Origin of the sequence: Bacillus pumilus, from assembly GCF_900186955.1 — a bacterium.
Lineage (GTDB): Bacteria > Bacillota > Bacilli > Bacillales > Bacillaceae > Bacillus > Bacillus pumilus.
Genome location: NZ_LT906438.1, coordinates 3499116 through 3512204, shown reverse-complemented (window position 1 = coordinate 3512204; position 13089 = coordinate 3499116). Strand labels below are relative to the sequence as shown.

Sequence of the window (13089 nt, the reverse complement as noted above, 5' to 3'; positions counted from 1 at the left end):
ATCGCTCCTTTCTTATGATGTAGTAAAGTCTCCGCCCAATATTTTTTTAGACAATTCAGCGAGCTTGCCGTTATCGATCAGCTTTTGTAATGCTTGATCAATGTCTTTTTGAAGTTTTGTATTGTTTTTTTGATAAAGATAGTACGTTTTAGATACATTTACAGGCTTTCCAGATGTCACAAGATTGGCATTGAACTGTTTGTTTAGCTTATTGACGTCATACTTTGTGAGCAAGGCTGCATCGACTGTGCCATTCTGAAGGTTTTTGACTAGAATTTCGTTCCCGCCATCTCCGTAGACAATGTCAATTTTCCGATCGTGCTTTTCGTTATATTGTTCTAGCAGATAAGCGAAATTACTCCCTGTAGAAGTATGTACCTTGTGTCCTGCCAAATCGTCCAGGCTTTGAAAATCATGACCGGATGCTTTATCAACAACCACATAGCTTGTATAGTCTGTGTAGCCAACTTTTCCAAATAGATATTTCTTCTGGCGCTCATCATTGATTTCATATTGATGGGCAGCGAGATCTACTTTACCAGCATCTAAAGCGGGCAGAATATTTTTAAATTCAAAGGATTCATATTTAAACTGATATTGTGGAAGCAGCTGATCGACTTCGTCTAATACAGCCTTCTCATAGCCTGTTAATTTGCCGTTTTCATCTAAGTAAACGAAAGGCTGGTACGCGTTCCCTGTGCCAACGATGATTTCTTTCGCATCTGGATCATTATTCGTTGCTTCTGCTTTGACTTCATTCGATTGTTCCGTATTTCCGCAGGCAGCAAGCAGCAATGAGCCAAGTGTAAGCAGACCGATGATGGAATGTTTTTTGAATTGTTTGTTATTTTTCATGTGAAATCCTCCTCGTTTTACTTCGCACGCTTTTCGACTGTAAAGGCCGTTTCCGCTCTTTTTAAGGAAACGAACGTTGCTTGACGCTGTTTTCTTGTTTTCGGTGTATTGATCCACTTTTCCAATAGGTCAAACGCTTTTTCTAGCAGCAGACTTAACATTATAAAAATGACGGCAGCAATAAAGTATCCTTCTAATACGCGGTAGTATAATGCCCCTAATGTTTGAACCTTTCCGATAATATCCATTACGCCCAGTGTAAAGGCGAGAGAGGTATTTTGTAATAAGTTGACGATGGCCACACCAATATTCGGTAGTGCGATTTTTCCTGCTTGAGGAATGAGTGTCCTTCTATAAATCTGCCATTTTGTCAGCCCAATCGAGGCAGCCGCTTCATATTGAGATGCTGGGACACTTGATAAGGCTGATCGGAATATTTCTGAAAAGTAGGCAGCAGTATTGAGTCCATATGTAATATAAAGAAAGATCAATTTGTTCCACATGGAGATATCAAGGCCAATTGTTGCGAGCACACCTGGCAGGCCATAAAAGACAATAAACATTTGAACAAGGATAGGTGTTCCGCGAATAAATGAGACATAGATTGCACTGAGCTGATGCAGGACAGGAATGCGCTCAATTCGGAAATAAGCAAGGATGAATCCAAGAAAGCTGCCAATCAAAGTGGCAAATAAAACGATCAGCAAGGTGGTCGGAAGGGCTGATAATACTTTAGGGAAGAGTGTGACCACATACTCCCATTTGAAAAACTCACCCATGTTGAATCACCTCCTATGTAGAAGTCGTTTCGACTTTTTCTTCTGCGGGTGGCGCGCCTAATATGGCAGCATCGAACCGTTCTGGGATAAGTACTTTATACATCAAGATACCTAAGTCACCATTTTCGGCTTCACGTTCAATATATTTTGTGTATCCTTTTCGTTCGTACATGTCTAAAAGCCAAGGGTGTTTCCGGCCAGAAGTGCCCAGTGTATACGCAGGCGCTTTATATGTTTGCCGGAGCAAGGTGTTTTCCACATAATCGAGCAGCTTGTTTCCAATCCCTTGCCCTGCTAAATCAGGAGCTGTCGCAAACCACCAAACAAATGGATATCCTGAGACCGGTTGCGTACTCTCCCAAGGAAAACGGATGGTGATGGTTGATATGAGCCGCCCGTCTCGTTCTAAAACAACGGCAGCGGACTGTGTAATGTTTTCTATGACCATTTCAAGTGTGGCGTTCGTGGATGGCCAATCAATGCCCATTTCCCCAAGTGGTTTAAATGCACTGGACAGCAATTCTAAAAAGGCTGGCGCATCTTCTTCGGTAGCGATGCGAAAAATATCTCGACTCATGACAAACCTCCATTCAAAATGTAATGTCAGATTATTGCTTTTCTTAAAGTCTCGATATCTGGATTCAACAATGCTTGATACACGTGGGGGTCATGACTGATCTCAACTACAGGCACATAGCGGACGCCGTATTTTTCCTCTAAAATGTTTCTGTAATCATCGTGTTCAGTGACATCAATCGTTGAATAAGGGATCTGCTGTTCGTTGAAATAGGATTGAATGTCCTTGCAATAACTGCATCCATTTTTGCTCCATAAAATGATTTTTTGACTGTTTGACATTAGACGTTCACCTCGTGATTTATTTTTTTAGCTGCTGTTTGTTCATGGTTAAACGCTTCTTTTAACAATGTGACAGACGCAATTCTTGCCTCAATGTCTACGATCGGAGTTAGTACGATGAATTCATTGATATCGTATGTCTCGGCCAGCTCAGTCAGCCGGTGATGAACAGTTTCTTTTGTGCCAGCGGTATAGCCGGTTTTTTGTACGTGAATGCTGTAGTGTTCTTTTTTCGTTCCTTTCACTAGCTTTTCTGCATCCTCTATTGATGTGACATTGAGCTTTCTTCCATCGGAAAAGGAGACCTTTACTGTTTCCTTTTGTTTGATGTGCAAGAGTGCTTGTTCATGATCTTCGGCTGCGGAAACGGTGATGGCGAGAAGGAACTGCTGGCGAGTGCCCGCTTTTTGATATGTTTGGAAGGTCTCCCTTGCTTCTTTTAATAATGATTCATCTCCATTAATAAAGAAGGCAAATACAAAGGAGATTCCGAGTTTTGCTGCGAATTTAGCGCTCTCCGTACTTCCCCCTAAAAGGAAGATGTCGGGTGACAAACGTGGGATGGGCTGAGCATTCAATTCATTTGATTGTTCCGTAAGGTAGGTTTTGAGATCTACTAATTTTTGAGAAAAATCTTTCCGTGACGCTTGATAATCCTCCTGAAGTGCTTGTGTCGAGAGGTTCAGCCCTCCTGGTGCTTTCCCAACGCCTAAATCGACTCTGCCAGGCGCTAGTGATGCCAGTACATGAAATGTTTCAGCTACTTTAAATGGGCTATAATGCTGTAGCATGACACCTCCAGAACCAATTCGCAAATTGCTCGTTTTTGCTAATAGATAGCCGGCAAGGGCTTCAGGGGATGAACCTGCTACTTGAGGGTTATTGTGATGTTCAGACACCCAAAACCTGTGATAGCCAAGCTGATCCGCTGCTTCAGCTAATCTGACAGTATGCTGAATGCCCGCCTCTGCGTTCTCGTTTTCACCGACAAGGCTTTGATCAAGAATACTAAGGGTGATCGACATTGGCTGTTCCTCCTATCAGACTTTGATATTGAGATAATGCGAGGTTTAACCTGTTTATGGCATCTGAATCAATTAAATAATTATCTGAACTCTGCTTTTTGACCTGTTGATCCACGACATACACACCAGATTGAACAACTGTTGCACCAAGTTGGTGAATAATCGGTTTAAGAGCATATTCAATGACGAGCAGATGACCATAGGTTCCTCCTAAAACGAACGGAAGGACGGGTTTTCCTTGTAATGCTTTTTGGGGAAGTAAATCTAAAAACGTTTTTAAAATACCAGAAAATGACGCTTTGTAGACAGGCGTTAACACAATGACACCGTCACTCTCATTCACGAGTTCAATGGCCTTGACAATCTCTTCGTTTGAAAAGTCTGCTCCTATTAGTGCGCTGCTAGGCAGCTGGTGAACTTGAATGGTATGTACATCTATTCCATTGAATGTTAACTGCTGCTGAATATGCTGCAGGACACCCGTTAATCGAGATTGGACGGAATGACCTCCTGCTATAATCGTTACTTTCGTCAATTCGTCTCCTCCATTTCTTATAATTCCGTCTAAACAACTTGGAATAGTTGATAATATAAATTATAATAAGGCAAACCAATAGAAAAGTATAATTAGTAATCATAAATACACGATTCAGATATTTAAAATACAGGGAGAAGAGGGGTTTTCATGGAGATTCGAGCGATACGCACTTTTGCCACCATCGTGAAATACGGAAATTTTTTAAAAGCAGCAGCAGCGCTGAATTATTCTCAGCCAACCATTACTTTGCACATCAAACATTTAGAAGAGGAAATTGGAGAGAAGCTTCTAGAAAGAGGGAAGACCTTAAAGTTAACAGCATCAGGACAGCTTTTTTATGAAAGAGCCAATTCTTTACTCAATGAATATGAGAAACTGACGAAAACGCTCCAAGATTTAGAGGTAGGCATTGCGGGGTTCATTCGCATCGGTGTTTCTGAGCCCACAGCCAGCTTAGAGTTCCCATCGCTTCTTGCAGAATTCAAGGAAAGGTTTCCGAATGTAGAATTTTCTGTGCAAGTAGCAGATGCAAATACACTGAGTTCCTTGCTTTCCCATGATGAGATTGATTTTGCGATTTGCGGCGCACCAGAAGCTTCGATGGAAAATAGCTATAAGCCGCTTTTTCAAGATGATATTGTTTTGCTGGTTCCGTCTTCCCATCGATTGGCGGAAAAAGATGCAGCGGAGGTAACAGATTTAGAAAATGAAACCATATTATTCACACCTCACAATTGCCCCATCCGCATCCAAATTGAACAACAAATCGTTAACGTCATTGGGAGCAATTACAATAAGTTAGAGATTACGAGCAGCATGTCCCATAAACACTATGTTCAGGCTGGATTAGGAGTGTCTCTTTTTACTCGAACCGCCCATTCTTTTACACTCCCCGGTACAAAGGTATTAGAAATAAAGGGCATTCAAGTGTCCCCGCCAGTTGGTCTATTGAGGAAAACAAATGATGCGCCTGGAAGAGCTGTACTCCAGTTTATTGATCTCATTGAAAATCGATTGCATCGAACAACATGAAAAAGGGGTTAGCCTTTGTGCTGACCCCTCTTTCATGTTTATTTTACGGTTTGTTTAAGAAACTGATTCTTCTTAATAGGCAGACCCAAATTTTCGCGAAGGGTATGAGCTTGATAATTTGGATCATAATATCCTCTTTCTATCAAAATCGGGATCACATGCTCTGTCCATTCGGATAAACCACTAGCTAGAATCGGAGCGCCAAAAATAAATCCATCTGCGGCATCTTCTTCGATCCATTGAATCAATTTGTCAGCCACTTGTTCGTAAGTGCCGAAAAAGGCACTTTTTGGAGTGGTCACTTGTAAAGCGACTTCTCTTAAGGACAAATTTTGTTCTTTGGCCATTTTTTTAATGGATTCTGTTGTAGATTGAAAGCTGTTTGAACCAGCGTCACCTATATCAGGAAAAGGTTCATCAAGCGGGAATTGACTGAAGTCCAAATGATCAAAGAATCTGCCGAGGTAATGCAGGGCTTCTTCAATAGAGACTAGATGTTTAATGGCTTCATATTTTTCTTCTGCTTCTTCGACTGTTTTCCCTGTAATCGGGTGGATGCCAGGGAATATTTTGATATCGGATGGTTTTCGACCAAGCGCTTCGGCTCTATTTTTCACGTCACGGTAATAGGCTTTTGCCTTTTCAAGTGAATCGGCATTTGTAAATACAGCGTCTGCTTCTTTTGCGGCTAGATCTTTTCCTGCCTCTGAAGCACCTGCTTGGAAAATCACGGGCTGCCCTTGTTCAGATCGTTCAATATTTAAAGGACCTTTGACAGAAAAGTGTTTCCCATAATGGTTCAATGTGTGCAGTTTATCTCGATCGAAGAAGACACCTGTTGAACGATCTCTTATAAAAGCATCTTCTTCCCATGAATTCCAAAGCCCATTCACTACATGTAAATACTCTTCTGCAATTTCGTATCGAAGGGAGTGGCTAGGATGAGAACGGATGATGTGATTTTCAGCAGAACCTTCTAACGGTGAAGTCACAACATTCCATCCTGCCCGGCCTCTGCTTAACTTATCCAAGGAGGCAAATTGTCTGGCAATGGTAAAGGGCTCACTGTAGGAAGTGGATACGGTCCCCACAAGTCCAATTTGTTTGGTGACTGCAGCAAGAGCGGATAAGATGGTTAATGGTTCAAATCGGTTCAAGAAATGAGGAATCGAATGTTCATGAATATATAAGCCATCTGCGACAAAGACAAAACGGAAACCCGCTGCTTCTGCCTTTTTTGTCATCGCTTGATAGTAATCAATATTAACACTTGCATCTGCTGGAACTGATTCATCCTTCCACGCATTCATGTGACCTCCCGGACCATGTAACATTAATCCAAATTGTATGTGCTTTTTTTCAGACATGCGGATCGTCCCTTCTGTTTTGAAATAGCCATGTTTTATATTTTTCATCATAAGGTAGAATCGTAAAGAAGTATAATTGGTATCAGTAAAGTATGACTTTATCTTTTCTAATATCATTTTTTGTTTCTTTCAGATGTGTCATTGAGTCCATGACATCATTTCTTAAAACCATGGGAGTTTATTAAGTAAATGACCCAGACCAAAAGCGCTATTTTTCGATGAAATGTGTGCTGAAGGATCCGGAAAATTAGTGAATATGACGTATTTCGACTTTCTTCCTGTGTATCTAATTCCCTGTTTTTGACTGAATAGAAGGAAAAAAGTGAATTTTCAGTGAATATATAACTTTGTGAAAATCAAAGGAGGGATAGGAATGAAAAAGCGTTCAGTCTTTTTGTCATTTTTATTGGTAGGTAGTTTGTTACCGGGAGTAAGTTCAGCTTCAGCACCAGTCGCGAGTACTGGTCATGGGCATGATCATGGTCATGCGCCGTTCGAAACACATATTGGTGAGGGGTTGCCAAAGGCAAACGATTTTAAAGATTTGACGAAAGCACCTCCAATTGAACGAGATGTGACAACAAAGGTATTAGATGAGTCTGGTAAGCAGGTAGGCTCTAGAACCTTTAAGGCGAATACAGGAGATTCTATTTCAACAAAGGCAAGTACAGGCAGTCAAAAAGTAACGGTCTATGCTGTAGCAGATGCGCAGTATCGTGCGAAATATAGTGACTGGCAGACGCGTATTGTCAGCATCATCGAGCAAGCGGACGTCACCTTTAACCGTGATCATGATGTGGACTTTGTCGTACAAGCAGTAGGATCTTGGACATCTTCTGGATCAAATGCAGAGCAAATTTTATCTAACCTTTCGCGCAGCTTTGATGGCAGAGGATACGATTTTGTCACTGGATTTACAGCAAATCCAAACTTTGATGCTGGCGGAATTGCCTATGTATACAATAGTGCACCGCGCGGAAGTGCATTCGCCGTCAACCTTGATCAAGGAACAGCGAATACAGCAAAAGCGGCTACGCATGAATACGGCCATAACTTTGGCTTACCGCATGACCCTCAAGGCAGCGGCATTGTCTGCTTAATGAATTATGATTATTCCTACACTGTCGATTTCTTTGATGCGGCTCATAAAAATCAAGTGAACCGTAACAAAGCGTGGTACAGATAAGGTAAAAATGAAAAAGAGTGAATCACAGAAAAACCGATTGAAGACAATAATTGTATTTTAAATCATTTGCAAAGGGTTAGAAGGGTTTTTATTCTGGCCCTTTGTTTTCGTAGTTAATAGAAATTAAAAAATAAAGATGTCTTCTAGCAATGTAAAAGTTACACAACAATTTACGAATACTAGTTAAATACATAAATAGTATTTTATAAGAAAATAGTAATTTTTTTCTTGTTATTTCAAGTAAACTATGATTAAATTTTATTGTGTTTCAAAAATATTCATTCACAAACAATAATTATGGATTTGTCAAAAAGTACATCGCATCCAAGATAATAGACTTATTAACATTGACTAAATAGGGGTCATATAAATGAAGAAATTATTTATCTTATTATTAATGATATCAATCGCTGTCATAATAGTTGTCGTATCTACAGGTAGTCATCAAATTGTTGTAGGCAAGTTAATTATTATTTTTTGTTCGACTTTGGCTACAACAAGTGTTTTGAAAATAATTGGCACAAGAAAATAATTTTCAGCCTCACAATCTTTACGTGAATACGAATTTAATAATGATCTATTCTAAACAAAACAGATTGAGTTTATATAGAGAGGGTTAATAACTGGATACAACTCTAATTTTGTTTGAATTCATTTAGCAAGCAATATAAAAGACGTCTCTTTTTCTAAAGAGACGTCTTTTATATTGCTTACAGGTCGCTCATTCTTTTTCCTGCTACGGCATAGTGTTCTTTTTTCATTTCTTCAATAATAACAGAGACTTTTTCTGCACCTGCGCCTGTTGTTTCAACAACAGCATCAGTGACTTTCTCCACAAGAGCTCTTTTCTGCTCGTCTGTTCTTCCTTCAAGCATTTGTACGGTGACAATCGGCAATGCGAAAACCTCCTTTTTCCTTTCATGCTACGCTTCCCTTTAGTTTAAGGGACTTCTTATAGTATACTGAATGAAGTAAATCATTGTATAGAAAGAAAGAGGGATTCATGCCTTTGAACCAATTTCTTGTGTATCCATTAGAACTCATCCCATATGTCGCCATTACGCTTGTTGTTGCATTTACGATGCACGAGCTGGCGCATGCATATGTTGCGTATCGTTTCGGAGACCCGACAGCTAAGAACCAAGGGAGACTCACATTAAATCCACTGAAGCATCTTGATGTATTTGGGACGATTTTGATCTTTGTGGCTGGGTTTGGCTGGGCGAGACCTGTACCGGTCAATCGTTACCATTTCAAAAACCCGCGCTTAGCAGGAATCTGCGTCTCGATTGCTGGCCCTTTAAGTAACTTAGTGTTGGCGTTTCTAGGCTTTTTCGTGTACGTGCTTCTTCAGAAATTTGGCGGGGAGTCGCTCATGCGCTTTGAGCCGGGAGTTGATCATTTCTTCCGGATATTTATTAACTTGAACGTCATTTTGTTCCTATTTAACTTATTGCCACTTCCGCCGCTGGATGGGTATCGTATTATTGAGGACGTCGTCAGCCCCCGTATCCGGGCGAAAATGACGCAATTCGAACAATATGGGATCATTATTTTTCTCATATTCGTGATCACGCCGCTAGGACAGTTTGTTTTTGGTCCATTGATCGGAATGCGGGATCAAATCATTCAATGGTTTAATCTTATTTTGAAGCCGCTGCTTTAGGAGGTTTAATGAATGGAAGGTAAAAAGAAGAAACCAATTGGTTTTAACATCATTAAAAAAACAGATGCAACCGACGGACACGGAGGCTTTGGAGCTGGTGCGCTCAGCCTAGATAACATTTCGCCGGTGATCATTGACGTAGAGGAAAAGGAAGCTGTCATTGATATTGGTGCGATGCATGCAAGAAGTGCCGTGGAAAAAGGAATTAAATTTTTGAAAACAAAAGAAGAGGTACCGAACGGAAAGCCGTATTGGCTCGTATGGGTGACCATTGACCGCAGAGAAGAAGGTCCTTATTATGCGGGTGTGACGGCTTGCGAAATGACCGTCGACCGTTCAATCCGCCGCGGGTATAAGTCGCTTCCAGAGCATGTGAATTTCATGGATAAATCAATGAAGCGAAATATCGTCGTCAGTCATATGGATGATGTATCGAAAAAGGTGCTGGCTGATTTCTTGAAGAGTCATAATGAAGCACTATGGGAAGCATCCACAGATGAATTAAAAGAAGGATTGTCTGTCCCTGAATAATTGTGAAATTTTTGTGAAGAATGGCGAATTGCTACCAATTCCAGCTGGTTTTTGAGTAAACTGGTGTTAAAGCTAGGACATGGAGAATCCCGAGATGTAAATCTCGGGGTTTTTCATGTCTTTTTTTAACGTTTCAACCACTTTTCCCACCATTTCTTTGGCTTTTGATCTTGAACTGGATCTTGCTCAGATGATTTATCCTCAGCACCGTAGCACACACCTGTCGGCTCCGTTCCTTCTATAAAATAGGTGAATACCTTTGATTCACATCCTGGGCCTGCGAGATCGCCGGTTTTTGGATTGATATACACACCTTTTACGCCGTCTGGCGGCATGAAGGAGGACGCTGGCTGTTTGGAGAGGGCTGATTCCATAAAGGATGCCCATATCTTTTTTGCATAGGCTGTTTCTTCGACCGAGTCAATGGTACGCCCTTTATCATAGCCCGTCCACACACCTGTGACGAGCTGGGGAGAAAAGCCGATCATCCAGCTGTCGGCTCCTGTCGTTCCCGATTTTCCTCCGTATGTTCGCGTGAGATCCTTCATAATGGTGCGGCCTGTGACACTCGTATAGCCGTTTAGCTGATCATTGAACATTCCTGACATCATGTCGGTGGTGACAAAGGCTGCCTTTTCATCTAAGACTTGCTCTCGTTTTTGTTTTTCTTCAAAAAGCACGTTGCCTTTAGCATCCGTTACTTTTGTAATAAAGGTGGGTTTGACTCGTTTTCCGCCATTGACAAGCATTGCGTAAGCATTGGTCATTTCAATTGGTTTGATAGGAGACGTGCCTAGGGCAAGTGATGGCACTTGATCTAGTTTTTCGTTGATGCCAAATGTTTTGCCAGCACGTACAAGCTGCTCCATTCCTAAAAATAGATGGGTTTTCACGGCATAAATATTATCAGACAGCGCCAAGGCTTGAAGCATGGTAATGCCGTCATTGGCGTAATAGCCATGATAATTGCTTGGTGAATAAGCAGCGCCGCTTCCTTGATCATCGAGCTCAAAAACCGTTTCTTCACTGCGCATGACGGTTGCTGGTGTAAACCCATTTTGCAAGGCAATGTAATAGAGAAGAGGCTTCATTGTTGAACCGGGCTGTCTTTTCGCTTGTGTCACCCGGTTGAATGGACTTTTCTCATAATCTCTTCCCCCAATGAGGGCGAGTACATGACCAGTTTGGGGATGGATAGCGGTAAAGCCGATTTGGATGTCTGATTTCGAATAGATTGTGCTTTTTAACGTCTTCTCAGCAATTTTCTGTAACTCTGGATTTAAAGTCGTTTGGATATGAAGGCCATAGGTTTCGATCTGTTCCTCAGTTAACCCCAAGCTTTGTTTCAACTCACGAATCACATCATCATAAAAATACGGGGCTTGCTTTGCTTGCAGCTGCTTCTTTTGCAAAGGGCGATAGGACAGTTTTTCTTTCGCGGCTTCAGCGGCTGCCTTTTTCGTAATCATGCCGTCCTCTTGCATGTGCCTCAAAATCATATTCTTTCTTGCGCCGGCTTTCTCTTCATTCACATAAGGGGAGTAGAGAGAAGGGCCCTTTGGGATACCGGCAAGTAAGGCAGATTCAGCGAGGGTCAAATTCTTTGCCTTTTTTCCGAAATACAGACGGGACGCTGCTTCCACGCCATAAGCTCCATGACCATAATAAATGGTGTTCAAGTATCCTTCTAAAATCTCATCTTTTGTATAGTTTTGCTCTAAGCGAATCGTGTAAAAGGCTTCATTCCACTTCCGCTTCCACGTTTTATCATGATCTAAATACAGATTTCGTGCATATTGCTGGGTGATCGTGCTGGCGCCTTGTACCTTAGCCATGGCACGAATATCAGCCACTGCAGCACCCGCCATCCGTTTCACATCAAAGCCATGATGCTCATAAAAGGTTTTATCCTCAACAGCTACAGCTGCCTGCCTGATATAAGGGGACATGTCCTTTAAGGGCACCCAATATCTCTTTTCTCCAAAGCTGGATTCTCCAAGCTTTGAACCATCGGCTGCATAAATGGTCGTAGATTGGGGAACTTGAACAGAAGGGGCGCCTTGCCATTTGGCTATTAAAAGAATCGTCAAAAAGACAGTGCCTGCAAATAGAAAAGCGAGCAAACCAATAAAAAAACAGGCTCGAATCGTTTTCACGGTCATGCGGATTTTTTTATTACTCATGATTGTGTCCATGCAAAGCCCCCATTTTGACGGTTTTTTATCAGTATGGAACAAAGAAAACCGTTTTAAACAAATGATTGAAAGAGCGTGCATTAAAATTGAAGAGAAGTCATGCGGTTCTTTACAATTTGATATGAATCCACTATACTTTTTTCTTGGACAATCGATATAGTCATAGCCGATAAAGGCACTAACAATAGATGTTTGTTTATTATTGGATGAGAGGAAGATGGACAATGAGCGAACTTTGGTATACAGAGAAGCAAACGAAGAATTTTGGTATTACATTGAAGGTGAACAAAACCCTTCACACAGAACAAACAGATTTTCAGCATTTAGAAATGGTGGAAACAGAAGAGTTTGGCAATATGCTGTTTTTAGACGGTATGGTGATGACGTCTGAGAAAGATGAGTTTGTATATCATGAAATGGTGGCACATGTTCCTCTTTTCACTCATCCAAACCCGGAAAATGTTCTCGTCGTAGGCGGAGGAGACGGCGGTGTCATTCGTGAAATCCTGAAGCATCCAAGTGTGAAAAAAGCGACACTTGTTGATATTGATGGCAAAGTCATCGAATACTCGAAAAAATTCCTTCCTTCGATTGCTGGAAAACTAGACGATCCTCGTGTGGATGTCAAAGTCGGAGACGGCTTTATGCACATTGCTGAAGCTGACAACGAGTATGATGTCATCATGGTGGACTCAACTGAACCAGTTGGACCAGCTGTGAACCTGTTCTCTAAAGGATTTTACGCAGGAATTTCAAAAGCACTCAAAGAAGACGGTATTTTCGTGGCACAAACGGACAATCCTTGGTTCACACCTGAGCTGATTACAAATGTACAGCGTGATGTGAAAGAGATTTTCCCAATCACGAAGCTTTACACAGCAAATATTCCAACGTATCCAAGTGGTCTTTGGACATTTACCATCGGTTCAAAAAAATATGATCCACTTGCTGTAGAAGACAGCCGTTTCTTTGATATTGACACGAAATATTACACAAAAGAATTACACAAAGCGGCATTCGTTCTGCCGAAATTTGTGAGCGACTTAATCAAATAAAT

At 41.3% G+C, this 13089-nt stretch carries 15 protein-coding genes; 6 read left to right on the top strand and 9 right to left on the bottom strand.

The features are described 5' to 3' along the window. Positions 1 to 12 precede the first annotated feature (12 nt). The 6 genes from CKW02_RS18370 to ssuE are packed head-to-tail and all read right to left on the bottom strand — an operon-like array spanning position 13 to position 4052. On the bottom strand, positions 13 to 855 hold the full coding sequence (locus tag CKW02_RS18370) for a transporter substrate-binding domain-containing protein (protein ID WP_003215163.1): 843 nt from the start codon (positions 853 to 855) through the stop codon (positions 13 to 15). Positions 856 to 872: 17 nt separating this feature from the next. Then, the gene (locus CKW02_RS18365; protein WP_003215084.1) at positions 873 to 1634 is read right to left on the bottom strand and encodes an amino acid ABC transporter permease; all 762 of its coding nucleotides are present in this window, start codon (positions 1632 to 1634) and stop codon (positions 873 to 875) included. 13 nt (positions 1635 to 1647) lie between these two features. Further along, complete coding sequence (locus CKW02_RS18360; RefSeq protein WP_003215102.1) at positions 1648 to 2211, bottom strand: GNAT family N-acetyltransferase; 564 nt, start codon at positions 2209 to 2211, stop codon at positions 1648 to 1650. A 26-nt stretch (positions 2212 to 2237) separates the two neighbouring features. Continuing rightward, positions 2238 to 2492: a glutaredoxin family protein gene (locus CKW02_RS18355; protein WP_003215313.1), complete on the bottom strand. Its 255-nt coding sequence runs from the start codon at positions 2490 to 2492 to the stop codon at positions 2238 to 2240. Beyond that, positions 2492 to 3517: an LLM class flavin-dependent oxidoreductase gene (locus CKW02_RS18350; RefSeq protein ID WP_003215315.1), complete on the bottom strand. Its 1026-nt coding sequence runs from the start codon at positions 3515 to 3517 to the stop codon at positions 2492 to 2494. The genes CKW02_RS18355 and CKW02_RS18350 overlap by 1 nt, the downstream gene beginning before the upstream one ends. After that, on the bottom strand, positions 3501 to 4052 hold the full coding sequence (gene ssuE, locus CKW02_RS18345) for an NADPH-dependent FMN reductase (protein WP_003214640.1): 552 nt from the start codon (positions 4050 to 4052) through the stop codon (positions 3501 to 3503). The genes CKW02_RS18350 and ssuE overlap by 17 nt, the downstream gene beginning before the upstream one ends. A gap of 150 nt (positions 4053 to 4202) precedes the next feature. Between ssuE and CKW02_RS18340 the strand changes: the two genes are divergently transcribed. After that, the gene (locus CKW02_RS18340; RefSeq protein ID WP_003214906.1) at positions 4203 to 5087 is read left to right on the top strand and encodes a LysR family transcriptional regulator; all 885 of its coding nucleotides are present in this window, start codon (positions 4203 to 4205) and stop codon (positions 5085 to 5087) included. Between the two features lie 38 nt (positions 5088 to 5125). Here the strand turns inward: CKW02_RS18340 and CKW02_RS18335 are convergent, their stop codons facing one another. Further along, the gene (locus CKW02_RS18335) at positions 5126 to 6454 is read right to left on the bottom strand and encodes an LLM class flavin-dependent oxidoreductase (protein WP_034620269.1); all 1329 of its coding nucleotides are present in this window, start codon (positions 6452 to 6454) and stop codon (positions 5126 to 5128) included. Between the two features lie 373 nt (positions 6455 to 6827). Between CKW02_RS18335 and CKW02_RS18330 the strand changes: the two genes are divergently transcribed. Both CKW02_RS18330 and CKW02_RS20205 read left to right on the top strand, forming a co-directional pair. After that, positions 6828 to 7640, top strand: coding sequence for a zinc-dependent metalloprotease (locus CKW02_RS18330; RefSeq protein ID WP_003215273.1), 813 nt, complete (start codon positions 6828 to 6830; stop codon positions 7638 to 7640). Positions 7641 to 8010: 370 nt separating this feature from the next. Beyond that, positions 8011 to 8172 (top strand): hypothetical protein, encoded by a 162-nt coding sequence (locus tag CKW02_RS20205; protein ID WP_155114466.1) that lies wholly within the window; start codon positions 8011 to 8013, stop codon positions 8170 to 8172. A 178-nt stretch (positions 8173 to 8350) separates the two neighbouring features. Here CKW02_RS20205 and CKW02_RS18325 read toward each other — a convergent pair whose 3' ends face one another. Beyond that, on the bottom strand, positions 8351 to 8536 hold the full coding sequence (locus CKW02_RS18325; protein WP_003214939.1) for a 2-hydroxymuconate tautomerase: 186 nt from the start codon (positions 8534 to 8536) through the stop codon (positions 8351 to 8353). A gap of 113 nt (positions 8537 to 8649) precedes the next feature. Here CKW02_RS18325 and CKW02_RS18320 point away from each other — a divergent pair, with 113 nt between their 5' ends. Together CKW02_RS18320 and CKW02_RS18315 are read left to right on the top strand one after the other, a co-directional pair. After that, a complete protein-coding gene (locus CKW02_RS18320; RefSeq protein ID WP_223251196.1) occupies positions 8650 to 9306 on the top strand; it encodes a site-2 protease family protein in 657 nt (218 codons plus the stop codon). A 12-nt stretch (positions 9307 to 9318) separates the two neighbouring features. Continuing rightward, positions 9319 to 9837 carry a YwhD family protein gene (locus tag CKW02_RS18315; protein WP_003215277.1) on the top strand — a complete coding sequence of 173 codons (519 nt, stop codon included), beginning with the start codon at positions 9319 to 9321 and terminating at the stop codon, positions 9835 to 9837. A 125-nt stretch (positions 9838 to 9962) separates the two neighbouring features. Here CKW02_RS18315 and CKW02_RS18310 read toward each other — a convergent pair whose 3' ends face one another. Further along, positions 9963 to 12032, bottom strand: coding sequence for a transglycosylase domain-containing protein (locus tag CKW02_RS18310; protein ID WP_095117907.1), 2070 nt, complete (start codon positions 12030 to 12032; stop codon positions 9963 to 9965). Between the two features lie 224 nt (positions 12033 to 12256). Between CKW02_RS18310 and speE the strand changes: the two genes are divergently transcribed. Then, positions 12257 to 13087, top strand: a complete 831-nt coding sequence (gene speE / locus CKW02_RS18305) for a spermidine synthase (protein WP_003214614.1) — start codon at positions 12257 to 12259, stop codon at positions 13085 to 13087. Positions 13088 to 13089 lie beyond the last annotated feature (2 nt).